The organism is Motilimonas sp. E26, from assembly GCF_021278025.1.
Classification (GTDB): Bacteria; Pseudomonadota; Gammaproteobacteria; order Enterobacterales; family CBDFNC01; genus Motilimonas.
The window spans coordinates 168,008-194,045 of sequence record NZ_JAIBHJ010000006.1 but is presented as its reverse complement, the minus strand read 5'-3'; the positions used below and the strand labels follow the sequence as shown (position 1 = coordinate 194,045).

Below are 26,038 nucleotides of genomic sequence, written 5' to 3'. Positions count from 1 at the left end.
AAGCAACCCGATGAAGTGCACAATCCATTAACCATGTTTGAAGGTGATTGTGCAGCGTCATCACGATCTATATATCAAGAGGGATCTGTTATGAAACGTGAAGTGATTGGCTATTCAAAAATGGAAAGTGAGCTTTTGGATAATGAGCTAGCGTCTTCTCCATTCTTCTTCGCTTCTCCTAACAACACTATGCTAGGTAAAGGCATTGAAATGGAATGCCACCAGCCTATTGCATTTTCAGCATTAGCTGATAAAGCGAATGCTATGCTACAGGACGCTAAAAAGTCTGAATCCGATAACCCGGTTTTGTTTGGTATTGTGCCATTTAATGAAAAAAACCCGACCAAATTCATTATTCCCGAGCAGTTGTTCGTATCGAGTAGCACCCGAGCCTTGCGCCAAAACGCACTTACGCCAGCCAATGCTCGCGTGATTTCTTCGCCAAGTGGTCATCATTACAAACAAGGCGTATCCGATCTAATCAATTTGTTTGCTCATACCGAGCTTGCCAAGGTCGTCCTTTCACGCACTATCGACGTGGCAACAGACACAGATATCCAGCAGCAAACACTGCTACGTAACCTTTTATCTATCAACGCGAAAGGCTATACCTTTGCAGCCAATATCAGTGCCGAGCAAAAGCTGATGGGAGCCAGCCCTGAGCTGCTGGTGGCAAAAAAAGGCAGTCATCTCATTTCTAACCCGTTGGCTGGCTCTCGCCCACGCTCTGATTCAGATGAACAAAATCAACACGCCATTAACTCACTGCTCAATACCAGTAAAGATCTACACGAACACGGTTTAGTGGTTGAAGAAATCGAACGGATCATGAGTAAGTATTGTTACAATTTGTACACGCCTATGGTGCCTTCGGTGATCGAAACCAACACTATGCTACACCTTTCAACTGTGCTAGAAGGACAAGTCAATGATCCCGCTATCAACGTGCTGAAGGTCGCCGCTGAGCTTCACCCTACCCCTGCGGTTTGTGGTTACCCAAGAGAAAAAGCTTATGAGGCCATCAGCAAACTGGAGCAATTTGATCGCGGTTATTTTACTGGCATGGTTGGCTGGTGTGATTCAAGAGGCAACGGTGAATGGGTGGTGACCATCCGCTGCGCTGAAGTACAAAAGCGACAAATTAAAGTGTTTGCTGGCGCCGGTATAGTAAATGGCTCCCACCCACAAAGTGAACTAGATGAAACAGGCGCTAAGATGGGCACCATCCTCACTGCGGCCGGTATCCAACTAAACGATCTACTGACGGCTTAGGTGAAATAATGAGTGCGGATAAACAGTTAGATTTAACTAGTTGGCCAGCACCTCTGGCCGCACAATACAGAGCATTAGGCTACTGGCAAGACAAGACGTTATTTGACCATTTTCAGCACACCGTGAGCCAATTCAGTGGTGCCACTGCGCTTGTTTGTGGTCAACGCCAGTTTAGCTACTTACAGATGGCTGAACAGGTGTCGCAACTGGCGTCAGGTTTCCAGTCGTTAGGGCTCAACCAAGGTGACAATGTAGTGCTGCAGATGACTAACGTCGCCGAGTTCTATTTTTGTTACTTTGCGCTTTTACAAAAAGGCATTCGCCCTGTGTTAGCCCTGCCCGCGCACCGTTTTTCTGACATCGCTTATTTTTGCCAACATGCACAAGCGAAAGCTTACATTATCGATGGTGAGCCAGCGGGTTTCGACTATCAAGGATTAGCCAAGCAAGTGTTAGCACAAAGTAATACGCTGCAACACATAGTGGTTCGCGGTGCGCCTGAAAACTTGCAAGATCAGAGGTTCATTGCCTTGGAGGATATCAAAGGGCAAGCGGATCATAGTCAGACGGCAACGGCATCAGATTTGGCTTTTTTTCAACTTTCCGGAGGCACAACAGGTACGCCAAAGCTGATCCCTCGCTCCCATAATGACTACGCTTATAGCGTGATAGGCAGTAATCTCATCTGCCAATTTGATACCCACACGCGCTACCTTTGCGCCCTGCCAGTCGCACATAACTTCCCGCTCAGCTCTCCGGGTGCTTTAGGGGTATTTTTTGCAGGAGGAACCGTGATCCTAACGCAAGACCCCACACCAAAATCGGCATTTAAGCTTATTGAAGCGCATAAAGTAACGGTATCGGGCTTAGTTCCCCCCCTAGCATTGCTCTGGATGGAGCAGGCGCAATCGACTCAATATGACCTTTCAAGCCTAGAATTAATTCAGGTTGGTGGCGCCAAATTTAGCGAAACAGCCGCTAAAGCACTGCCAAACAGGCTTGGCTGCCAGCTACAACAAGTGTTTGGCATGGCTGAAGGGCTCGTTAACTATACCCGACTAGATGATCCAATTGAGATAATCGTGTCCACCCAAGGCCGGCCCATTTCAGTCCATGACCAAGTCAAGGTAGTGGATGAAGACGGACACCCAGTGGCGGTGGGTGAAGAAGGTTTTTTACTGACTCAAGGTCCCTACACCATTCGCGGCTATTACCAAGCCCCCGAGCACAATCAGCACTCGTTTGATCAGCAAGGCTTTTATCGCACCGGCGATATCGTCAAACTCACGGAAGACGGTAATATTATCGTCACCGGACGCGATAAAGATCAGATCAACCGCGGCGGTGAAAAGATAGCGGCAGAAGAAGTCGAAAACCAACTGCTACGCCACGAGGGCGTGCATGATGCGGCGTTAATCGCAATCCCAGATAGCTACTTAGGCGAACGCAGCTGCGCGGTGATAGTGAAGGTTGCAGGCGTTGAAGTTAACCCGATAAAACTCAAATACTTCCTTCGTGACAACGGCCTAGCCGACTACAAAATTCCCGATCTAATCAAGTTTGTCGATGCCCTACCGAAAACCTCGGTCGGTAAGATAAATAAGAAACAGCTGAGAGAGGAATATGCGCGGCTTTGAGCCCGCCTTGCGGTATACAATATCTGTGAGGAACGCAGTTAATCCCTTAATCATGGATAAGGGTTTAACTGCCGCTTTGAAGCAAGAGCTATTCGTCGACAGTGTAGTGCCGCCAGTTAAAGTAGGCTTCACCAGCCAAACTCAACATGGCTAAATCTTCTTTTGTGTCACCGTAGGCATATATTTTTTCGTACTGCCCTAGTTCAAACTTAGAATGGATCAATTTCGGCTTATTTGCACAACTACAGTCACCATTGACATAACGTCCAGAAAACCGACCACGGTCAACTTCAAGCTCACTACAAACGAGGGAAAACCCATTTTTAGTACACCAAGGTTTTAAATACACATCGAGTGATGCAGACACGATAACAATTTTATCGCCATTCTTTTTATGCCAATTCAGCTTTTTTATAGCCACTTCTCTAAGGTATTTCGGCACAATATCCTCAGCATATTTCTCCCCAGCAGCTACGATTTCATCAACATTCCGGCCAAAGAAGGCCACAAAGCTAGCAATGGTTCTCATTCTAGGGGCCGATATAACACCCAGTTTATAAAGGATAAAAAAGGGTGGCAGCACTATTTTTCCCAGTAGTGCTCTTCGCTTTGTTCCAGATAAGTGCAGAAACTTGGTGTACATATCTGCATTCGTGATCGTTCCATCGAAATCAAACAGTGCAATATTCAACGTTCGCCTCCCTAATGACAAACCGCAGCTCTGGTAAATGTAAAATCTCACCAGCGAACCATATTTAGACTATATAAAGTCTAATGATTGACTTATTATCATACTACCTATAGGATAATAAGTATCACTAGGATGACCAGCTAGTGATAAACCAATTAAATGCACGGTGATATGACAGTATTGGATCCGAGCAACTGGAGGACACGCGAGATGCGTATAGAAACAATAAGTTATTTGAAAAAAAACGCAGCCAACTTGGCACTTGAAGAACCCATGACAATTACACAAAATGGCAAACCAGCCTATGTGATAGAGTCTTACCAAGAAAGAAAAAAAAGAGATGAAGCAGTCGCACTGCTCAAGTTAATTTCTTTCTCAGAAGAAGACGATAAGAACAACCGTGTGATGACAAGTGAAACCTTCAAGGAAAGATTGGCCAAAAGAAGATCTCAACTTGGAGAGAATATTGATGAGCCAAGAAGTGCGAATTGAATATACAGAAACGTTTGAACAGCTGACAAACAACTTAATTAGTTTTATGGCTCATCACATGGAAGAAGATAAAGCCATAGAAAAAATGCAAGCAACAATTGAACATTTTGAAGATCTTGTCAAAGAGAACCCCCTAGCAGTCCCCTTGTCGCTCACACTATTAGACCTTGGCATAAAAACCATAAGAGAATATAAATACAATGGATTGCGCATCTTGTATAAAGTAAAAGAGCAAGAGATGACAACAATACAATGCAGCGTCATCATCTCACAACGACAAGATATAGAAAGAGTGCTTGTAGACCACTGTATTCTATATAAATAACGAAAATATAACGTGCTTTAAGAAGTTAGACGCCCACCAAGCGGCATAGGCTGGTGCAGCATCGCGGCATCAATGCCGCTCCTAGTTTTTTCAACATTATCAAAGATTAATACTCTGCATCCATCACGTCGTGGCGCTCTTGATGGTAGGCTTCTTCGTCTTTGCCGCGTTTCCAGTATGGAATGGCATACATGCTCTTTCTCGCTAGTTTGTATTCATCTTTGAGCAATTTACGACAGGCAATCACGCTGGCATTTTCACCGGCAATAAACGCCGACAGGGTTTGCGCACCCTCGGGCTTAGCTAAGCCGCTGATGGCATTACTTAACAGGTATTGATCGCTGTTGGTGTCTCGCACTAACCATTGCAGTGTTACGCCTTGAGGATGGGCGATGTCATGTTTATCGGCAATATCCTCAAGCTCAATAAAGGCGTAACCTTGGGAGTCTGCTGGCAAGCTTTCCAGTAACGCGCTGATAGCAGGCACAGCGGTCAGATCGCCGGCAATAATGTGCCAATCTGCTGGTTGGATCAGAGGCTCTGGCCCCGCAGGGCCAACCAAACCTATTTGCGAGCCTGCTTGCGCTTTAAATGCCCAACCACCGCCGGGAGCGTCGGTGCCATGAATAACAAAGTCGATATCCAGCTCGTTGGCATCGGCGCGGTATTTTCTGACGGTGTAAGCTCTGGGCACGGGCTTATGCTCAGGCCAGATGATGGTTTCACCTTCACGGTACGGCAGCTGCAAGATGCCGCTTTCTCGGTTAGGGAAAAACACCTTAATATGAGTCCCATTTTGATCTTCAGGAAAGCCCTTGAGGTCTTCGCCTGTCACGGTAACGCGCAATAAGTTTTTAGACACCGGCTGCTTACGAACAAAGTCCAGCAACATAGGATAGGTACGCTCGTTGTTATCGCTCATCATTTTACCTTTTTGAATTTGCTGGTTAAGCTGATACTTGCTCTTGCTGAGTGGTGAGGGTTGCTTCGATGGCATCCCACCATTCTTGCAACGAAACCGCCTCAATTAATTGCGCAAACGACACGTTCGCCCCTTGTTTGTTCCATTTTTCCACCAGCGTCATGGCGCGCATCGAATCTAGCCCCATAAACATTAGGTTTTCGTTTACATCTATATCGTTAGCATCGACACCTAAGGTATTAGCGACATCGAATTGCAATACATTTAGGCTTAAACCACCCCCTTTGGCAGCACTAACTTCAGCCACCGCTTGATCTAAGGTTTTAATGCTACCTGCTCTACCCGCCACGTAATTTAAGGTGTGAAGATGGTCTTGGCGTGTGAAGTCAGCAATGGCGTCACCGATAACAAACGGCTGCACATCGTACATAAAGGCATCTAATGCGGTCGATAAGATACCTATGTGGCCGTAAATACCCGAAATGATTAGCTGGGTTTTGTTATTTTCGCGCATGTACTCAAGCAGAGGCGTTTTTTTAAAGGCGCTGTAACGCCATTTAACGAACTCAATATCGTCTTGCTCTGGCGCCAATGTGGCCACTACAGGCGTATGATCGCCATTTAAACCTGGCCCCCAAAAATCTGTTAATAAGGCGCGGTCTTTTGGGTCTTGGTTGGCGGGTTGAGCGGTATAAACCACAGGAATACCCGCAGCTTTGGCTTGTTTTTTAAGCTCTTGAATATTCGTTAAAATATCCGCCATTGGCGCGGCATTCAGCTCATAATATCCAACAAAATACTCCTGCATATCGTGGATCAGCAGCACGGCTTTACTTGGCTCAATTTGCCAATTGGCTGTGTTAGTTGGAAACTCGGTGTGCGTTGGCAAGTCGTAACTTGCTATTTTTGGTATCGCCATTCGTAATTGTCCTTAATACTTTCATCAGCGCCGGTTCATGATGCAGCCTGATAAATCAAATCTTGTGTGCTCAGCAACTAAAGTAAAAATGTGAAAACAGAGCAGCGAAATGCGCTCGTTGCTACCCCAGCTGATAATGTAAAATCGTAAAATCAAGTGACGGCATTGTCGGGCTCGGCTAGCCCTCTTTCGGCACGCCAATGTTTAATTTGCTGGTTGATGTACCAATCTATGATGTTGGTAAACAAGTTTTCGACATACTCGGCCGACATACCGGCTTCTTCGGCCCACTGCTTTCTGTCTTGCAACATCACTACCACGCGCTCGGGCGCAGGAATACTCTGTTCATCCGGCTTAAATTGGGCGGCGGCTTTGACATAGCCCATGCGCTTAGCGAGGATTTGCACGATTTCTTTATCGAGCGTATCTATCCCTATCCGAATATCATTGAGGTTTTCACATGCTTCTGGTTTCTTTAAAGATGACACGTTAGTTTCCTTTAATCTTATTTCCCTGATGCAACTTAAATTTGTGTATTGACCCAAGGGCTTCCGTCTGGACCTAGTACGCGCTTTTTGTCAATTTTTCCCACCGCGGTTTTAGGCAAGCTAGGCACTATATGCAGCTCATCGGGCAACTTGAATGAGGCCAACCCTTGCTGCTTGAGAAAGCTGCGCAATTCTTGCAGCGTGGGAACAAGGCTTTTTTTGACCAAAGCAACGCCAATTTTTTCGCCTAAATGCTGATCGGGCACAGCCACTACCGCCACTTGTGCCACATTCGGATGCATCAGCAATTGTTCTTCTATTTCGTCGGTGGCAATACATTCGCCGGCGCGGTTAACCACATCTTTGATCCGACCTGTCACCACGATATAGCCGTTTTCATCTAAGATGGCGCGATCGCCACTGCGGTAGAAGCCCTCTTGGGTAAAGGCACGCGCATTATGTTCTTGAGCGCGATAGTAGCCTCTTAAGGTATAAGGGCCCCGCGTAAGCAGTTCACCTTCTTCGCCTAACTCAACGGGAGCGCCTTCGTCATCGACAATGCGAACCTCATCCCACTGACTGACTGGCCGTCCTTGCTTAGCGGCAATTAACTCTTCGTCATCATTCAGGCGCGTACAGGCGATCAAACCTTCCGCCATGCCAAAAACTTGCTGCAAGGCACCGGGAAAGGCTTTTTGCACCGCCAACGCATCGCTGTAGGCTAGCTTGGAACCGCCAATTTGCATCACTCGCAAACTGGAGGTATCGGCGTTTTCCCACTCCTTGGCCGCAGTCCATAGCTGTGCCAACGCAGGGACTAATGCGGTCGCCGTTACCTTGTCTTGCTCGATCACTGCAAAACAATAATCCGGGCTAGGGTTAGCAGTGAAAATCACCTTGCCACCCACCTGTAGCGCCCCCAATAAGCCGGGGCAACCTAAGGTAAAATTGTGCGCCGCAGGCAATACAGCGAGATAGACTTCTTCACTGGAGAAGTCACTGGCAGCGGCACAACTTTGGATATTAAAGCGGTAGTCGTTGTGGGTTCTAGGGATCAACTTAGGCAGGCCTGTGGTGCCGCCTGACACTAAAAACAAGGCAGGGTGCTCGGGAGCTGATGCGACGGGAATAAATTGAGCCGCATTACCTTGAGGCAAGGTTGAATACTTGCCCGCCTCGCCAGCGATATAAATATGACTTAATTGCTGTTCAAATTCGCGACTTAAGGCATCGGCAATGTTCAAGGCTTTGCCGTCGTTGTCTAAATTAGAGCCAAAATAAGCTTTAGCACCAGCCAACTTGATAAAGTGGCTAATTTCGGCAATGCCATGAGCAGGCAGCGCCAGCACGGGTACTAAACCCGCACGTTGTAAGGCAAAAAATACCTTGGCAAAAGAAAGACTATTGGCAATCTGGAAAACAACCCGATCCCCAGCTGTTAAACCGGCGTCTTGTAAACCCGCCGCCATTTCGTCTGCAGCTTGCAACAAATCGGCATAGGTTAATGCGCCACTGGGATCCGCTACCGCCGTTTTAGTCGGATGCCTTGCAACGCCTTCACTTAAAATTCCCCATAGTGGTGTGTTTTGCCAAATGTTGGCATCACTAAATTTCTTGGCTTGATGGGCTGGCTGATCCACAAAGCCGTCCAACAGGCCATGTTGAACCGTATTCTCCTTCAACGCAGTTTCCATGTTATTCCCTTTTATAATTGGCGTATGCAGTTAAGAGGCCATCCCTCCTTCCGCTTGGGGCTACAATGGGTGCTTACCCATAAAAACGAATAACAATGATAATCATTTGTATCAAACAATCAAGTAATGATATTGTGTACCGCGAATTTGAAGTCACTATTGGAAGTTTTGCTTCCGAACAACAAGGAAATAATTTTGTCAAAGCAAGAAGCGAATATTGATTTGTTAACCATGGTCAGCCAGTTACTCAATGTGCCTGCCGAATCGGTTACCCCCGACGTGAACCTAATTGAACTCGGCTTAGACTCCATCAGCATGATGCGCCTAACGGGCCAGCTGAGAAATGCGGGGTTAGACATTAACTTTGCTCAGCTAATGGCGAACCCTACATTAACTTCATGGCAAGCCATCATCACATCAACTGAAGCAGACTAGACATTTACTTTGTTTAGCTAATGGCGAACCCTACATTAACCTCATGGCAAGCCATCATCACTTCACCTAAAGCCACGGCATAACATCCAAAATCTATTTAAAGCAGCTCAGCTAAATCACTGAGCTGCTTTTTTTATGCCAAAAAAACGCCCTGCTCTAGGCAAGGCGTTTTTAGGCTGGTTCTAACTGATTAGAAATAAAGTTCTACCGAACCTCCAAATAGTCGAGGCTGCTGCTTGGTTAATACACCACGGAAGTTGTAGATATCGTCGTTTGAATCAAATAAGTTGGTTGCAAACAGCGCAACACGACCATGATCAAATACATAAGCTAGTTGAGTGTCAGCAACCCAGTAAGCATCGATTTTTTCATTGCTAGTGTTTTCAACATCGGTAAAGTAGCCACCTGTGTAACGTGCGTTACCACTGAGCTCAAAACCCTCAGCGATGGTGTACAAGGCACCAATGTTAGCAGTGAGAGAAGGAGCTCGTGGTAGCTCGTTTGACTCGCCCGTTGGCGACTCAAAGTGAGTTTCCAGCAAACCAACACCAGCAAATAGCTCTAAGTTATCGGTAGTAAACCAACGACTGCCAAGCTCTGCACCGTAGGTGTAGGCACCATCCACGTTATCTACACGCACATCACCATTGAGGGCAGTTTGTAGCACTTGGTAGTTGTCAAAGTCGTTATAAAAGACGTTAGACGTTAATTCCAACACATTGTCCAATACACTGTGACGAGTAAATAGTTCATAGTTCCAAACGTATTCATTTTCGTACTCATAAGGTGTAAAGCCCGCAAAGTTAATGCCATTAAAGCCTAAACCTGCGCCACCAGAACTAAAGCCTTTAGCTGCGCGAATACCGATTGTTTGATCTTGTTGTGGCTTATAAGCAAACTCAAGCTTAGGTAAAAATACCGTCGATGTTTCATCGTAATCTAAGCCATAAAAACCTGAATCGATGTTACGCTTTTTACCTTCACGCTCGAGTCGACCTGCAGCGACAACATCCAATGTCTCGGTGATGGCGTAAGTTACCTCAGCAAAAGCTGACATGGTTTCGTTTTTACCTTTCATTGGTGTTGATGAACCTAACTCTTCATAGGCTTCATCATCGTCAGACTTAAAGTAGCGCACACCCACTAGGCTAGACACATCGCCACCGAGCGAATTAAATCGCAGCAAGGGTTCAACTTGAAATTGCTTACTATCCGAGCTGATATCTTGTTTGCCGCGACGCGCAGCCGGATCTGAGTAGCGATTGTACGAAAGATCGGTGTAAATCAGGTTGTTTTCGAACGTTAGCGTATCGGATATTTTGTAAGATAAATCCCAAATGCCGCTAGCGGATTGGGTTTCGTAAATGGCACGCATATCTGCATTTTGCTCAGTTTCAGATTGTGGTCCACGCGTATCCATATGAGCAAACGTCAACGTGGTTTTAAATCCTGGCAATCCCATCGGTTCAAACAAGAACTTACCGCGCGCCGTCATCATCTCAATGCGGTTTGGATCGCCTATTGGCTGGTAAGTTGTTAGATTTGCATAACTGTCGCGTTTTTGCTGATCAACACTCAACCTGAATGCTAGCTGATCATCAATAATCGGAGTGGAAATAACAGCAGCTGTCTGCGAAAAGTCTTGTTGACCAAGCCCCGCTCGGGCTTTAGTTTCAAATTCATAGGTCGGGTCATTTGATTTTAAAACAATGGCACCAGCCGATGCATTGCGGCCTTGAACATAGCTTTGCGGCCCTAGGTAAATTTCAGCTTGCTGCATATCCCACAGCGAAAGCGGGCCAAATGCAGCTTCGGAATAGCCTAAGGAGCGGCCATCAACGGAAAGGTTCAGTCTTGGCATCGAGCCACCAAATGCTGCAAGTCCGCCAATCGAAGGACCTGAGCCATCAACACCACGAACCGAAGGTAAGTTGTTACCAACACCAGAATCCACAATATTGGGTGTTAACTGTATCAGGTCATCAACCTCAGTCGCACCAGGGGTGGTAGCGATGCGGTCTTCGTCAAATACGCTGACACTCGAGCCAGTATCATAAATTGATCGTTCTGTTTTCTCACCGTATACCGTAATGGTTTGGTTTGAATTGTCTTTAGTGGTTGCAGCAGTGCTTTTATCTGTTTCTGCAGTAGCTTGACCACTCACACAGAGACCCAAGATGATCACAGATAATGTACGCAACTTAAATGTGCCGCTTCCTAACTCACTCTCTGGCGTTTGACGTAATGCCGTCATTAAAACTCTCCTTCATTTAGCATTAACAGTAGGTACGTTGATGTACCGAGATGAATGAGTGATTTGGAAGCATTTCAAACTGAGTTGAAAAGGCATGGGCTCAAAGAATGAGTAGTAAGCTGAACTTCCGATGTTCCTCATTGACCTCTGCTTTGGTACATGGGCCAAAATTTTGATTAAACATCGTCAGGCTAATGGAACGTAAAAAACGCTCAAAAAAAGCCAATAAGTAAAACACATAGTTACTTCTTTCAATAGCTTGACGAATGACGAAGCGAACTTTATAGATCAACAAGACAAATGTAAAGCATTCTCATTTATAAAAATAAGTAATTATTGTTTCTGTTTATTTTTTTTGTTGTAAGCTACTTTTAGTGAAATAGACGACTAATCAGCCCTCTATTTCACTCCAGCTGTTGCAGGGTTTTAGTTAAATATTGCAATAAATCATCTGCGTGTCGCTGTAATTGGGATGGGCTAAATAAACGCGTTTCCGCTTCTATTTTTAATGACAGTTTGGTTGCTTGCCTGGCACACCGAAAAGTCACATTGAAGCCGTCAGCCACCCCACCAGCAATAACACGCTGCTGTGCAGAACAAGCTTGAAACTCAGGAGGGTCAAAAGGTAAAACATTAATAAAAGGAGAAAGGCAATAATGACCACTTGACCTTTGTTTATTTTCGACTCGGTAGCGACCGTGACGATAGTGATTTCTTAGTTCAGTTACCGCTCTTTTTAAGAAGAGATCGATCGCTTCATTCTGGTCAAGTCTCACCAAATAAGGAATAGTATTCACCATCAAGCCAGGTGTATTTGCGCACGGATTACCCATCCTATTCATATAAGGTAACCATACTGGCAGTGGGTCACGCTCTGGCTCACCGCGCCAATGTTGGTAGAGATAAGTAGCGCACAGTAAGGTAAGCATATCACCCCAACCTATCATTAACTTTTGCGCGGTCGTAACCAGTGCACAACTGACTGAAGCGGTAACATCTCGTTCTGCCACCGTCGTATTTGTCACCTCTGCAACCATGTTACTGAGTGCGAGGTTGGCTGTATCGAGGTAATGATTCCAATAGACTTTATCACTTTCAAAACGACTGCTTTGCTGGTAATCCCCATGCTCTTTCAGGTAAGTATCAAACGGTTTAAAGGCGCGCTGTGACGCATCTGTCCCATTCAGTAAACACTGATATATATGGGCACAGCGTTGCTCAATCAAATACATGCTATAGCCATCGACCGCGATATGATGAGTGCGTAGATACCAAAGCACCTTTTCATTATTAATCAAATAGAGCTGGACTTTGGTCATGGTGTCTTGCACCAAGTCGATCGGCGTCGCGACATCCAAGCGCATATTAGCATCGGCTTGCTCTAGTGCATTATCTTGGTCACGGAGATCCACCACCTCGACGCTAGGTTGTTGATGGCGAGCGACCATTTGCTGTGGATAAGACGCACTGTCCGCCCACTGAAACTTAAGGTGCAAGGCTTGTGCCTCTGCAACGGCTTGGTTAATGGCCTGTGCTAGTTTATTAATATCCACGGCGCCAGAGATTGCCAAGCAATGAGCGACGATCGATAGAGGCTGGTCTGGGTGTCGAACAAATTCATCCCAATAGGCTTGTTGCGCATTGGTAAGGGGTTGCCAAGCATGGCTCATCATGACTTATTACCTAGTAATTTACGTTGCTTTAATATGAAGCGTTTAACCATAGCACCGACTATGTCTGGCGCTTCTTGATGCGTGGCATGGGCTGTCAGTGGAATATTGGCAAAGCTGCAAGCGCTAATCTTGCTCTTTAATGCTATCGCTTCATCGAGGGAAAAAATGAAGTCGTTGTCCCCCCTCATGATCAAGGTGGGACAAATGATTTGCTTCACTAGGTCACCGGGGTAACCTGATTTGGTGCTATCAAACCAAGCGTGTTTAACCGCAGTGAGTAGCTTTGAGAAGTCAGGCTCGGGATTTGACCGTTCATATAGCGCGACATCGTCAGCAAACCGAACACGCCAAAAGTCAGCCGTTAAGTTAGCCAACAACTGCATTGATGGATCCTCAGCATTGAGTCGCCATTGTGCACCCAAGGTGATCAAAGAAATGACTCGACTTGGCGCTTGTGCAGCCAATCGGTAGCCTACAATCCCGCCATCGCTAAAACCGAAAATGGCATACCGATCAATGGCGAGATAGCGTAGTACAGCTTCCACGTCCTGCTGATACAGCTGGTAGCTGAGTGGCAAAGAGCCTATTAATGACTTGCCGTGACCGCGAAAGTCCACACTTATTAGCTGAAAATCATCCCCTAAGTATTGATGAATGGGCTTTAATTCATGGCCAGAGCCAAGGCCACCGTGAAGCATTAGCAACGGCTCGCCAGCCCGATTACCTGAGATTTGGTAATACACCCTTGAGCTGTTTACCTCTATATAACCAGTTTTAATTATCATTTTACCGCCAGACGACTTGTCTATTGCTGTAAGCAAAAATAAACGCCTTCCTGTTGCAGTCGCAGCGCCAATGGCTGAGATATTGCTACGGAGGATCATTGGATAATGATAACGCTTTTCATTAGCACTTTTAATAAAAATATATTACCTGTATATTCCACCCCATGTGTCTAGCTATTTTGTTTTTAAAGTCAATATGATGAGCCCTATCAAACAATTATTTATATTAAATGCAGCTTGTATGACAGCCATGATGTCGATTATCCCTGTGATTGGGCCCATTATCCGAGAAGTGGGATTACTTGAGTGGCATGGCGGGTTAGTGGTTGCGATGTCAGGAATTACTTGGTTTCTCAGCGCCAAAAAATGGGGTGACAGCAGTGATAGAATAGGCCGAAAGTCGGTATTGCTGGTAGCCACTTTCGGCTACGCCTTCTCTTTTATCCTAATGACGATATGGCTAGATTTGTCATTACAGGCTAGCTTTAACTCCCTTGTTATGCTGGTTGGTTTGATCTTTTTACGCGCGTTGGTGGGGTTGTTTTTGGCCGCCATTACACCAGTTAGCAATGCATTTGTTGCCGACATATCAACAGCAGAAGAGCGTCAAAGTGCCATGGCCAGCATTGGCGCAGCAAGTGCTATTGGCTTAGTTGCGGGGCCAGCGCTGGGTGGGTGGTTGTCACAGTACTCGCTGATCCTACCGCTGTATGTGTTGTCGCTTTTACCAGTCCTTGCTTGGGTATTTATTAAACTTCACCTACCGGTAACCGAAATAAACAAAGCGCCTCCAGAAGCCACTGTACGCTTATTTGATGCTCGTCTTCGCTTCCCTGCTCTGGCGATGTTTGCTTCTATGTTTGCGGTTATCACCGCCCAAATCATCATAGGTTTTTTTATCTTGGATCGCATTCGAGACACGCCAGAATCAGCCGCACAACTCGCTGGCATTGTATTAACCATCACCGGCATCACATTAGGTATTACTCAAGGTTTGCTGGCCAAAATTAAGCACAACGTTTTATATAAAAGCTTAATATTGGGTCCCCTAGCCGCATTCGCGGGGCTATGTATTGTGTCATTTGCCTATTCTGCAGCCATGCTTAGCTTAGGTTACATATTTATGGCAATTGGGCTCGCGTTACTGTTTCCCGCGATCCAAGCAATCACAGCCAATTCGGTCGCTAGATCTGAACAAGGCGCTGCGGCGGGAACCCTCTCCGCGATTCAAGGGCTATGCTCTATCTTGGCACCGGTTGTGGCCACTTTGCTGTACCAAACTAATCAATGTTTACCCTATTGGTTTGCTGCCTCACTGATGGCGGTGCTGTTTTTGTTTGTGCTAACTAATCAATCCAGATTTAGCGCTCAATCATAACCGTCAAACAAGGTAGACAAGTTAATCCGTTTATTAATTTGTCTACTGAATTACTACAAATATAGATTGGGTATGCCTACAAAAGATGAATTTACAGGTCGCTATTTCGATATCACTTCACCCTGCTTTTCATTGTGATATTCTAGCGCCCTGTGTTTAGCGCCAATTTAACGGAAACCTTATGTCACGTATTGAAACCAACTCTGCCCTCACCTTTATTACAGGTAAAGACGCCGCTCTGGAAGACTCTATTGAAACCATGCAAACCAAGCTAAAAAGCATTGGCTTTGATATTGAAGAGGCGTCGTGGTTGAACCCTGTTCCTAATGTGTGGTCTGTGCATATTCGTGACAAGGACTGTCCGCTGTGTTTTACCAATGGTAAAGGGGCCAGTAAAAAAGCCGCTCTAGCCAGTGCCTTAGGTGAGTTTTTTGAACGTTTAAGCTGTAACTATTTTTGGGCTGATTTCTACTTAGGTAAAAAAAATTCGCAAAGTGATTTCGTGCATTATCCCAATGAAAAATGGTTTAGCTTAACCGATGACAACAGCCTACCAACAGGCATACTGGATGATTATTTACACCAACACTACAACCCACATAATGAGCTAACCGCGCGGCACTTGGTTGATTTTAACTCAGGTAATGATAAGCGCGGGATCTGTGCCTTGCCTTTCACGCGCCAAGACAATCAAGAAACCGTTTATATTCCAATGAATATCGTGGCAAACTTGTATGTCAGTAATGGCATGTCAGCAGGTAATACACGCACCGAAGCGCGCGTACAAGCCTTATCTGAATTATTCGAGCGAAGCGTAAAAAACAAAATCATTGCTGATGGCATCAGCCTGCCAGAAATCCCAGCTAAAGTCATTGCCAGTTACCCCGGTATTAAAGCCTCGATTGATAAACTAGAAGCGGAAGGCTTTCCTATTTATAGCTATGACGCTTCATTAGGGGGTAAGTACCCAGTTATTTGCGTGGTATTGCTAAATCCTACTAATGGCACTTGCTTTGCTTCTTTTGGCGCACACCCTAAATTTGAAGTGGCTTTTGAGCGCACCGTAACCGAGTTATTACAAGGCCGCAGTTTAAAAGACTTAGACGTGTTCTACCCACCAACATTTGATAATGATGACGTGGCCGATCACCACAACCTTGAAACCCACTTTATTGATAGTGCCGGTTTAATTTCTTGGGATTTATTCAAGAAAAAAGCCGACTATGAGTTTGTTCATTGGAACAGCGAAGGCAGTTCGCCCGATGAATTTGATGCACTCATCGCGGCATTTGACGAAATCAAACAACCTGTTTATATCGCCGATTACGAACACTTAAATGTATACTCATGTCGTATTTTGGCGCCTGGTCTATCGGAGATTTACCCCGTTGAAGATTTAGTATGGCGCAATAATAGCGGTGGGAACAAGCTGCGTAAGTTGATGTTCAAGCTATCGAAGAATTGGTTTGACCAAAAACAAGCAAGTAAAGTGCTCGATTACTTAGATGCGCAAGACTATAGCGAACAAGAGCGGGTATTTGAGCTGATTGGGTTAGCGTTTGAAGCTGGTAATCCATGGAAAACCCTGCGTGTTGGCGAGCTTCGTTGCTTACTTTCACTGACATTATGCGAACTAGAAGAAGCGCAAGAATGGGCGCAGTGGACGTTAGATTACGGTCAATCGACCCTTAGCCCAGCACGCATGCGTTTTTATGACTGCTTAAGCCAAGCATTGCAACTTGAGCTTGATGAAAATCGTAAGCGTAAACAGTACATCAAGGTGTTTGAGCGCATGTACAGCGCCGAGTTAGTACAACAAGTATTTGATCTGATTGATTTAAAACAGCCTAATTTTGGTTTAAGCCCAATCAATCAAAAACTAGAAGGTCATGCTTTACATCAAAAATTACTAACAGCCTACGATAAACTGCAACAGGCTAAAACTACTCACGCGACTAAACAGCACAAGCTGTAACAAATTTTCGGTCAATTACAACATAGGCAGCATTTTATGCTGCTTATGTTTCCCCCCCACTCTTCTTCAACCTCCCTCTTTCCCCTAGGTTTATTATGGTTTTATGCCTTTATACAAAAGGTTCAGCGCCATTTTAATCGTGATAAATGCCTAGAGACTGGAAAAACAGGTTACCACTAGAAATGTAGTAAAATTACAAAACAAAATCATGATAAATGATCATGATCAATTTTCCCCCTCCACCCCTCTGCTATATTTTGTTTCAGAGAAAATGAAACGTAGAGGTGAGGAGTGAGAATGATGACATTAATGATTCAACTAATGCACACTCTAGATGTCGCCCAGATAGCGCAAAAAATGCTAGCCTTAGTCGTTTCACCTCGCGTTTATCATACCACCCAATTAACTTCTTTAACGCTGCCAAACCAAGAGCTTACAACTAACAACAACACTGCTTTTTGTCTTGTAAATCACATCAGCATACTAGGCCCACGCCTTGCTTAACGATTGATTTAATAACAAAAACTAGTACTGGTAAAAGCATTAATGGTGGATTAGGCTAGAAGGTCAAAATAAAGTGGTAAATAAATAACAACAAGGTGAATACTGCTTATGGCCATGGTTAAGGTTTCCAGTCCATCATCTTGAAGTATTAAAGCAACATGGCATGTTAAACATATAGCTGTTAATGGCTTAGTCCATTAATGAAAATTAGTAATACATACTGTAGGAATACCGTTATGGCAGAACTTAAAGAGCAACTTACCCAAGCTTGGGCTGGCTTCACCGAAGGTGACTGGCAAACAGAGGTAAACGTTCGTGACTTTATCCAAAAGAACTACACCCCATATGAAGGCGATGATTCTTTCTTAGCTGGCCCAACGGCTGCGACCGACACACTTTGGGAAAAAGTGATGGAAGGTATCAAGCAAGAAAACAGCACTCACGCTCCAGTAGATTTCGATACTTCTGTTATTTCTACCATTGTTTCTCACGATGCTGGTTACGTAAATAAAGACCTTGAGACCATTGTTGGTTTACAAACTGAAGCGCCACTTAAACGTGCGATTATCCCTAACGGTGGTATTCGTATGGTTGAAGGCGGTATTGCTGCATACGATCGCGAACTTGACCCTGAAGTTAAGAAAATCTATACCGATTACCGTAAAACACATAACCAAGGCGTGTTCGACGTTTATACTGGCGACATTATGAAATGTCGTAAATCTGGCGTACTAACAGGCTTACCAGATGCATACGGTCGTGGTCGTATTATTGGTGACTACCGCCGCGTAGCACTATACGGTATCGATTTCCTAATGGCGGATAAAGCCAAACAACACAAATCACTTGAAGCTGAGCTAGTAGCAGGGACTAAACTCGAAGACACCATTAAGCTACGTGAAGAAATTTTCGAGCAATACCGTGCTCTAGGCCAAATGAAAGAAATGGCTGCGAAATACGGTTTCGATATTTCTAATCCAGCAACAACGGCACAAGAAGCGATTCAGTGGACTTACTTCGGCTACCTCGCTGCGGTTAAATCACAAAACGGTGCAGCAATGTCTTTCGGCCGTACTGCTACGTTCCTAGACGTATACATTGAGCGTGACCTAAAAGCGGGTAAAATTACTGAAGAGCAAGCGCAAGAGCTAATCGACCACCTAGTGATGAAGCTACGTATGGTACGTTTCCTACGTACGCCTGAATACGATACATTATTCTCTGGCGACCCAATCTGGGCAACTGAGTCAATCGGTGGTATGGGGACAGATGGCCGTACTTTGGTAACAAAGAACGCTTTCCGTTTCCTAAACACCCAATACACTATGGGCCCATCACCTGAGCCAAACATTACTGTATTGTGGTCAGAAAGCTTGCCAGCAAACTTCAAGCAGTACTGCGCCAAAGTATCTATCGATACGTCTTCTATTCAGTACGAAAACGATGACTTAATGCGCAACGACTTTGACAACGATGACTACGCTATCGCATGTTGTGTTTCACCAATGATTGTTGGTAAACAGATGCAATTCTTCGGTGCGCGTGCCAACCTTGCGAAAACGCTTCTTTACGCCATCAACGGTGGTGTAGATGAGAAAATGAAAATGCAAGTGGGTCCTAAGACGATCCCTGCAATCACTAGCGAAGTGCTTAACTACGACGAAGTTTACGCTAACTTAGACCACTTCATGGACTGGCTAGCAGAGCAATACGTCACAGCACTTAACTGTATTCACTACATGCACGACAAGTACAGCTACGAAGCTGCGCTAATGGCACTGCATGATCGCGATGTATCTCGCACCATGGCATGTGGCATTGCCGGTCTGTCTATTGCTGCTGACTCACTGGCTGCAATTAAGTACGCTAAAGTTAAGCCTGTACGCGACGAAGATGGTATTGCGGTTGATTTCGAAATTGAGGGCGATTATCCGAAATTTGGTAACAACGACCCACGCGTTGATGACATTGCATGTGAACTTGTTGAAAGCTTCATGAAGAAAATCAAAGCACGTCCAATGTACCGTAACGCCCGTGCAACGCAATCTATCCTGACTATCACGTCTAACGTGGTATACGGTAAGAAAACAGGTAACACTCCTGATGGTCGTCGCGCAGGTACACCGTTTGCTCCAGGTGCTAACCCAATGCACGGTCGTGATGAGAAAGGTGCGGTTGCATCATTAACATCGGTATCTAAACTGCCGTTTGCTTACGCACAAGATGGTATTTCGTATACCTTCTCTATCGTGCCAAACGCACTGGGTAAAGATGACAATTCGCAACGCGCTAACTTAGCAGGTTTGATGGATGGCTACTTCAAGCACACGCCGAACACCGAAGGTGGTCAGCACTTGAACGTAAACGTTATGAACCGTGAAATGCTACTAGACGCGATGGAAAACCCTGACAAGTACCCTCAGCTAACCATTCGTGTATCAGGTTACGCGGTACGTTTTAACTCGCTGACTAAAGAGCAGCAAAACGACGTTATCACGCGTACTTTTACTAGCTCGCTTTAATAGCTCGCTTTAATAGCTCGCTTTAATCCTGATATCAGGGATTAACTTGAAAACAAAAAGCCTTGCTCAGCAAGGCTTTTTTATAGCCGCTTTTCAAGCCCAATACTGATTAAAGATATAGCAATAGCGGGCCTTGTTCATTTATCGCCTTGACTGGAACCTCTATTGAAACTGCGCTTCTTTTTAAGATAGACACCAACTAAGTGAAAAAACTACCAATCTGAGCCACTCAATATTTTTGACTCATTAATAACCTGTTGGCACTTCTGAGGTAAGCACTATTTTTACGTCAAATAAACCAAATACACCCGCAATGCCAGCAAAAACCAACATTGCCTTCGCAACATACTTGAAAACGGTTTTAATTTTCATCACTTTTCTCTAGATACCACGCTATTCAACTTCTACGCCTTGAACCTGTGCCTGTTTTGGCGTTTGCTTAAACGCTTTCTTATAGCAACTGGTAAAATAACTCGGTGAATTAAAGCCACACCTTAGCGCAACCTCTTGAATGGTTAGCGGCTCGGCAAGCATTTGCTGCGCTTTTGCTAGGCGATATTGACGCAAGTATTCATTTGGGGTCATATCAACCGCTTGTTTTAACTTACGCTGTAGCTGCTTAGTATTAGTGCCCATTTTATCGGCGATCAAATTAATGTTTAGCTCTGGATCGGCAAAATCCAACGCTAAAATGCCATCTAAACGAGCCATAAAAGACGATTTTTCACCAACATCAGCCTCCTGCTCTACCTGAACGCTAAGCTGCATCATATTGGACACCAACACCCTTAACTCTGCCAACTCAAAGGGTTTATGTAAAATTTGATACACGCCTGACTGCCACGCAGCTAGCTTTGCCTCTTTATCCATTTCAGTGGTGAGCATCAATAGTGGAATTTGTCCTAGTGTGGCATTACTTTTTAGCTTGGCACAAAGATCGATGGCATCGTCAAAATCTAAAATAATGCCTTTGGGTAAGTGTTTTTGCGCCAGTGATAAGGTGGCTTGATGATCACTGGCAAGCAGCACGGAGTATTCTTCACTAAATAAACTACGAAGAAAATCGGCCATGTTTTTACTTGAAGTTGCTAAAAGTAAGATCGGCGCAGCATTGAGATCAACGGGTTTCTTTTGTTTTAACCAAGAAGCCAAATCCCCCCTAACGGCATTGGTATTCCTATGCTCACTTTGCTGCCTTGCCAGCGGTAAAGTAACCACAATATAACTTTGTTGACGGCGATGCTCTACCGTCATTACCCCATGCAAGCTACTGAGGGGCTCTTTTAACATCATTAAACCAAATTCATCTAGCCTTAGCGCATCCACCACACTGATCTCATGAAATGGCGCTAACAAAGCTTGACACTGTGCTTGCCCAAGACAAAGCCCCTGCACACTTAGCCAAATCTTAATTTCTTGGTCCCAAGTGCGTCCATAGGTTGAAATAACAGCACCTTTTTTCGCAAGCGTAAGAAGGTAAGTCAATAAATGAAATACGATCACCTCTAGTTCAGAAACGGAGCCTTTGACCCATAGTGGGCCATTTATATCTAACTTTGTTTTCGCACGGTTCAGCTCAAAGGAATGGCTTAATTGCTCTAATACAGAGTTAATAATCCTTTGCCAATCATAAACTCCCACAACTGGGGCGTTATTTATTGAGCTAGAGTCGGTTAATTTGACAAGCCGATCTATTTGCTCCAACAACTGTGTTGTTTGCATCTCAACAAGGGTTAATTGCTGCAGTTGACTCGACTCTCTAACCTCTTGCTTTAAAAGCTGAACAGGCGCTAAAATCAAGGCTAAAGGCGTTTTGAGATCATGCACAACATGGGTAAAAATACGCACCTTTTGTCGTAACAGCTGTTCGATCGTTCGGGTACGCTGCTTTACTTGAACTCTAAGCTTACGTGCTTGCTGCTCCGCAACCCTTAACCTAAAGCGAATATAGCAGTAAACAATAAGTAACAAACTACTTAAATAACATACATATGCCCACCATTCTCGCCACCAAGGGGTAGCAACAGTAATAGGTAGCATGTTAGTTAAGCCTGTCCATTGCTCAGGGTGCTTACTCACCTCCACTTCAAATTGGTACTCACCAGGATCTAACTGATGATATATGGCTTCGTTATGCCCCAGCTCAGCGAGATTCCAATGTTGATCTAAGCCATTGAGTCGATAACGAAAATAAGAAGGAGAATGGCCAAAATCAAGATCCGAAAAACCCAATTTAATAGTGGCATTATCATAAGATAACGCCAGTTCACTTTGATAGCCGTTTTCTTTATGCCATTGCCTTGTACCTTGGGTGTTATGCTGCATTAATTGGGTATGAATATCAGTGAAAACCACAGGTAATGTCGAAGTAACAGCTAGGGGCTGGCTGATATTAAATGCCAATAAGCCATCAACACTGCCTAGAAATAATGTACCGTCATCACTTTGTGCACTGGCACCATTAAACTCATTTACCGGTAGCCCTCTTTCGCTATCAATCTGCCCCATCAACTCACCTTGCTGGTTAAGCTGTAATATGCCATGAGCATAGGTCACCCAAATATTGCCTTGCGCATCAGGTAACACTTCATAGTATGCGCCGTCTGGGAAGCCATTTTGACTACTTAAAAACTTTACATCTCCCCTACCCGGTTGATAAATAATTAAACCATTACGGTTAGTTACCCAGATAGAGCCATCGGCATCTTGGTAAAGTGTTGTGATAATGTCGAGTTTGAGGGCTTGACCTAAATAATTAAGCTCATGTTTTTGAAGCTCATAATGAACGTCATCCGTGAAACTTAGTTGCCATAGTTGACCGTCGAACGACCCCAGCCAAAGCTGGTTACCGTCCACGAGTACGCTGGATATATTTTGTAAAACAACCGAACGGCCCTGCTCTAAAAAAACAAAATTATCCGTCTGTTCGTCATATTTTGCTAACCCATAACGCGCACTAGCCAGCCAAAGTTGCCCCCGAAATGTAAACAATTGGCTAATATAGTTGTCTCGCTCCCCTGATGGCCCAGTAATGGGATAGGGCTGAAACGAATGTTGTTCTGGCAGGTATTTTGTTAAGCCACGGTTTGAAGCGAACCAGATATCACCTTGCTTATCCATTTCGATATCAACGATGACCCCCAGATCTTGCCCCGTTTCCGACAGCGGCCGCCATCTCTGAACCTCTGGTCGATCCAACTGTATTTGGCTAATGGCGCCATCCGTTGTGCCTAGCCACAGTTGCGAGCCAAACTTGGCCAACGACATCACGACATTACTGTGCATCATCCCTTGTGCCTGATTCAATAAGTGAAACTGCGCTGCTTGTGGTGTTAACTTACTGACGCCCCCCAACCGCGTGCCAATCCACAACACCCCAGTACGGTCAAAATACAATTGACGAATATATTGATCTTTAAGCCCCACTCGATCACCCACTTTATGATGCACTAGTTGACTGCGCACCATCGCCGTTGACCATACATACAAACCGGACTGGCTCCCTAGCCATAGCGTTCCATCACTATCAAAAGTTAAATCCGTCAACTTAGCATTTATACCGAGCGTCTGTTTGTCGTAGAATTGCGTAAGCTGGCTCTCTGCATCAAACCGATATAACCCTTTATTGCCTACCAACCATAATATTGCAGAGGACGCACCATCTGGACTAGCTAGAGTAATGATTTCATCGTTATCTCGAAGCTTTAGCGGTTGCAGCACTAGTTGCTGGCGCTCTTTTGACCATAGATACAATTGGCTCTGATTCGTTAACCATAAACGATTATCTGAACTAAAAATGAAATCAGAGATAGGTAACTGAGCGTCAGGTAACGGTAATATGGTTTCTTTCCCTGAGTCAGGGTCAAAAACACTCATTCCACCAGCACTTTTTATCCAAAGCCGGCCTTGATGATCAGATTTTAACTGCCAAGGGCTAGTCGCATTACGTTGATGGGCCGATATTGGCACATTGAAGCGTTTAAAATTATTACTTTGCTGTTGAAATAAATTGAGACCTTGGGGTGTCAGCACCCAAAGGCGTTGCTGGCTATCAAGGGCCAAGCTAGAGATATAATTGCCAGATAAACTTTGCTCATCATTGGCCGAATAACGGTAATGCACAATATTGTGGCCATCATAACGATTGAGACCGTCTTGTGTACCAATCCAAATATATCCCTGACTGTCTTGCACCATAGCAACCGCTGTCGCTTGAGACAAACCTTGCTCTAGGCCAATTGATTCAAAGTGGTGCGCCCCTTGATAAGGAAAGGCTGCCAGCTTGAAGCAAATAAAAAACAATAAGTAGCAACACAGATAAAGAATTTTCATCATATCCTTTGACTTAATTCTATTAACGTAATGGTTGTCGCCGTAGCAAACATGAGCGGAGAATTTGAGCAGTTAGTTTTGATAAAGTCAATCAAACAGGGCGAACTATGCCGCCCTGAGACTTATAATCTATTGAATATTATTGAACAGCTGACAATATTTATTAGTTACAGTTTTTAACAAAAGACCATACTTGCCATTGGCCATTGTTACTCGAAGGCTGATCACCTTTCGTCCACCAATTAGCTTTATATTGCTTATTGCCATCAACAGCTAAATTACCTGCAGTATAAACTGCTGAGGCACTCCAGTTTTCACCACAAGCACCTGATGGTGGCGGCGTTGGCTCAGTGGTAGGCACAGGCGGTTGTGTTGGTGTAATGGTTGGCACAGGTGTCGGCGCAGGTGTTGGTTTTGTACCTGCGGTATAACTTGCTGTTAAGCCCACATTAGCAAAATCAGCATAGCCACGTAACATAACGTGCACCGTACCCGAGGCATTCTCTAAGGTACAAGATTCACTGTTACCGTCTTTATATGGTCGACAATCGTAACTAGTTGTTGTTGGTTTGCTACCTTGCTTAACATATAGGTCCGCATCACCAGAACCACCCGCAATGGATACCGTCAGCTGACTCGCGCTTGGTACGTCAATGCTGTAGAACACATTGTTATCTTTGCTACCAGCGGCATAAACAGTTTGGCCATTATTCAGCTTACTATTAGGTATTGGCGTTGGCTCCGGCGTTGGCTTAGTGCCGCCATTTGGCAAACCGTAAATGGTTTGTAATGCCGAAATATCTAAATCCGTTAGCGCGGTGCGCTGGCCTAATGCCGAATTTGGTACATTCGGGTTTTTAGAGGTAATGGTTGGCTGGCCATTATTACTAAATGCACGATAGCCATAATGCATAATTGAGCGCACATCGTATGGGCCAACCGATGCGGTAACACTTGCGCCTAGCTTGAAGTTAGACTCCATGCCCGGTCTGATATTTTCCCAATGAATATTCACGTGCTGATCACGATCTGCTCGAGATTGTTCATGATAAAAACCGAGTGCATGTAAAAACTCATGGGCAACAATACCCCGTGTACCACAGCCGCTCCCGATAGATAAGTCTTGCTTAGACCCAGTGCGCCCCACCATCGAATAACAACCGTCACCACGAATAATATTGATGTAGCTGCTTTGGTTACTGCGCTCTACAAAAGTAACATCAGCCGCGTCCTCAAGCCATTTCATCGCAGCTTTAATGGTTGTGACATCTCCGGCAGGTACGCCTGACGTGATCACATAAGGCACCACACCATTGGGCCAAGTTGTGCGTCCGCCCCAAGACGCTTTAGCTTGCATATTGCTGCTAAAAGACTGGATTTCTAGAGGCACAGCGCCCATTTGTTGCATTTCTTCATGCTCACCTAAAATAATATCGCTTTCATAAACGGCTAATTGCTTTCCGTCTAGCTGTTTAAGCTGATATTCAATCTCTTGATTTGAGCCGATCACTGTAGCAATTTGCTCACCTTGGGAAGTAAACACTTCGTTTACTTCTGCCTCTGTGACAGCGTTTGCTGCAAGTGGTGCCAGCGCAATACAAACTGCAATGGGGGTCATTTTAAAGTTCATTTTATCATCCTTGTTAGGCAGAGTTGCCTTCAGTTTTTTTTCATACGTTACCTCAGGCAAACCTAAGGTAACGCGAGTGTTTATGGCACCTAGGACCATAAATTTTTATC

General features: G+C 44.9%; 20 protein-coding genes. 9 read left to right on the top strand and 11 right to left on the bottom strand.

Annotated features, from left to right (window positions below; all coding sequences use genetic code 11):
* Positions 1–90: 90 nt before the first annotated feature.
* Together K1M91_RS07815 and K1M91_RS07810 are read left to right on the top strand one after the other, a co-directional pair.
* Positions 91–1,272, top strand: coding sequence for an isochorismate synthase (locus tag K1M91_RS07815; protein WP_232801181.1), 1,182 nt, complete (start codon positions 91–93; stop codon positions 1,270–1,272).
* 8 nt (positions 1,273–1,280) lie between these two features.
* Positions 1,281–2,909: a (2,3-dihydroxybenzoyl)adenylate synthase gene (locus tag K1M91_RS07810; RefSeq protein WP_232801180.1), complete on the top strand. Its 1,629-nt coding sequence runs from the start codon at positions 1,281–1,283 to the stop codon at positions 2,907–2,909.
* 88 nt (positions 2,910–2,997) lie between these two features.
* Here K1M91_RS07810 and K1M91_RS07805 read toward each other — a convergent pair whose 3' ends face one another.
* Complete coding sequence (locus K1M91_RS07805; RefSeq protein WP_232801179.1) at positions 2,998–3,600, bottom strand: HAD family hydrolase; 603 nt, start codon at positions 3,598–3,600, stop codon at positions 2,998–3,000.
* A gap of 210 nt (positions 3,601–3,810) precedes the next feature.
* Here K1M91_RS07805 and K1M91_RS07800 point away from each other — a divergent pair, with 210 nt between their 5' ends.
* On the top strand, positions 3,811–4,092 hold the full coding sequence (locus K1M91_RS07800; protein ID WP_232801178.1) for a type II toxin-antitoxin system Phd/YefM family antitoxin: 282 nt from the start codon (positions 3,811–3,813) through the stop codon (positions 4,090–4,092).
* Positions 4,070–4,417 (top strand): hypothetical protein, encoded by a 348-nt coding sequence (locus K1M91_RS07795; protein ID WP_232801177.1) that lies wholly within the window; start codon positions 4,070–4,072, stop codon positions 4,415–4,417. The genes K1M91_RS07800 and K1M91_RS07795 overlap by 23 nt, the downstream gene beginning before the upstream one ends.
* A 106-nt stretch (positions 4,418–4,523) precedes the next feature.
* Here K1M91_RS07795 and K1M91_RS07790 read toward each other — a convergent pair whose 3' ends face one another.
* The 4 genes from K1M91_RS07790 to K1M91_RS07775 form a co-directional block, all read right to left on the bottom strand.
* Complete coding sequence (locus K1M91_RS07790; RefSeq protein ID WP_232801176.1) at positions 4,524–5,339, bottom strand: siderophore-interacting protein; 816 nt, start codon at positions 5,337–5,339, stop codon at positions 4,524–4,526.
* Positions 5,340–5,364: 25 nt separating this feature from the next.
* On the bottom strand, positions 5,365–6,258 hold the full coding sequence (locus tag K1M91_RS07785; RefSeq protein WP_232801175.1) for an isochorismatase family protein: 894 nt from the start codon (positions 6,256–6,258) through the stop codon (positions 5,365–5,367).
* Between the two features lie 152 nt (positions 6,259–6,410).
* Positions 6,411–6,746, bottom strand: coding sequence for an isochorismate lyase (locus tag K1M91_RS07780; protein ID WP_232801174.1), 336 nt, complete (start codon positions 6,744–6,746; stop codon positions 6,411–6,413).
* A 35-nt stretch (positions 6,747–6,781) separates the two neighbouring features.
* On the bottom strand, positions 6,782–8,440 hold the full coding sequence (locus K1M91_RS07775) for an AMP-binding protein (RefSeq protein WP_232801173.1): 1,659 nt from the start codon (positions 8,438–8,440) through the stop codon (positions 6,782–6,784).
* A gap of 195 nt (positions 8,441–8,635) precedes the next feature.
* Between K1M91_RS07775 and K1M91_RS07770 the strand changes: the two genes are divergently transcribed.
* A complete protein-coding gene (locus K1M91_RS07770; RefSeq protein ID WP_232801172.1) occupies positions 8,636–8,875 on the top strand; it encodes a phosphopantetheine-binding protein in 240 nt (79 codons plus the stop codon).
* 190 nt (positions 8,876–9,065) lie between these two features.
* On the opposite strand, the gene K1M91_RS07765 is transcribed toward K1M91_RS07770, so the two are convergent.
* The 3 genes from K1M91_RS07765 to K1M91_RS07755 all read right to left on the bottom strand — a co-directional run bounded on the left by K1M91_RS07765 (position 9,066) and on the right by K1M91_RS07755 (position 13,587).
* Entirely contained in the window at positions 9,066–11,129 is a 2,064-nt protein-coding gene (locus K1M91_RS07765) for a TonB-dependent receptor plug domain-containing protein (RefSeq protein WP_232801171.1), read from the bottom strand.
* Between the two features lie 404 nt (positions 11,130–11,533).
* Positions 11,534–12,802 (bottom strand): condensation domain-containing protein, encoded by a 1,269-nt coding sequence (locus K1M91_RS07760; RefSeq protein WP_232801170.1) that lies wholly within the window; start codon positions 12,800–12,802, stop codon positions 11,534–11,536.
* On the bottom strand, positions 12,799–13,587 hold the full coding sequence (locus tag K1M91_RS07755) for an alpha/beta hydrolase (RefSeq protein WP_232801169.1): 789 nt from the start codon (positions 13,585–13,587) through the stop codon (positions 12,799–12,801). Before K1M91_RS07755 ends, K1M91_RS07760 begins: the two co-directional genes overlap by 4 nt.
* Before the next feature lie 196 nt (positions 13,588–13,783).
* On the opposite strand from K1M91_RS07755, the gene K1M91_RS07750 reads away from it, so the two are divergent.
* The 4 genes from K1M91_RS07750 to pflB all read left to right on the top strand — a co-directional run bounded on the left by K1M91_RS07750 (position 13,784) and on the right by pflB (position 19,966).
* Entirely contained in the window at positions 13,784–14,965 is a 1,182-nt protein-coding gene (locus K1M91_RS07750) for an MFS transporter (RefSeq protein ID WP_348983263.1), read from the top strand.
* Positions 14,966–15,146: 181 nt separating this feature from the next.
* The gene (gene ycaO / locus K1M91_RS07745) at positions 15,147–16,940 is read left to right on the top strand and encodes a 30S ribosomal protein S12 methylthiotransferase accessory factor YcaO (protein WP_232801167.1); all 1,794 of its coding nucleotides are present in this window, start codon (positions 15,147–15,149) and stop codon (positions 16,938–16,940) included.
* A gap of 297 nt (positions 16,941–17,237) precedes the next feature.
* Positions 17,238–17,444 (top strand): hypothetical protein, encoded by a 207-nt coding sequence (locus K1M91_RS07740; protein ID WP_232801166.1) that lies wholly within the window; start codon positions 17,238–17,240, stop codon positions 17,442–17,444.
* 236 nt (positions 17,445–17,680) lie between these two features.
* On the top strand, positions 17,681–19,966 hold the full coding sequence (gene pflB, locus K1M91_RS07735; RefSeq protein ID WP_232801165.1) for a formate C-acetyltransferase: 2,286 nt from the start codon (positions 17,681–17,683) through the stop codon (positions 19,964–19,966).
* A gap of 246 nt (positions 19,967–20,212) precedes the next feature.
* Here pflB and K1M91_RS21370 read toward each other — a convergent pair whose 3' ends face one another.
* The 3 genes from K1M91_RS21370 to K1M91_RS07725 form a co-directional block, all read right to left on the bottom strand.
* A complete protein-coding gene (locus K1M91_RS21370; protein ID WP_282561103.1) occupies positions 20,213–20,338 on the bottom strand; it encodes a hypothetical protein in 126 nt (41 codons plus the stop codon).
* Positions 20,339–20,359: 21 nt separating this feature from the next.
* Complete coding sequence (locus K1M91_RS07730; RefSeq protein ID WP_232801164.1) at positions 20,360–24,301, bottom strand: two-component regulator propeller domain-containing protein; 3,942 nt, start codon at positions 24,299–24,301, stop codon at positions 20,360–20,362.
* Positions 24,302–24,461: 160 nt separating this feature from the next.
* Positions 24,462–25,928 (bottom strand): M12 family metallopeptidase, encoded by a 1,467-nt coding sequence (locus tag K1M91_RS07725; protein WP_232801163.1) that lies wholly within the window; start codon positions 25,926–25,928, stop codon positions 24,462–24,464.
* Positions 25,929–26,038: the final 110 nt, after the last annotated feature.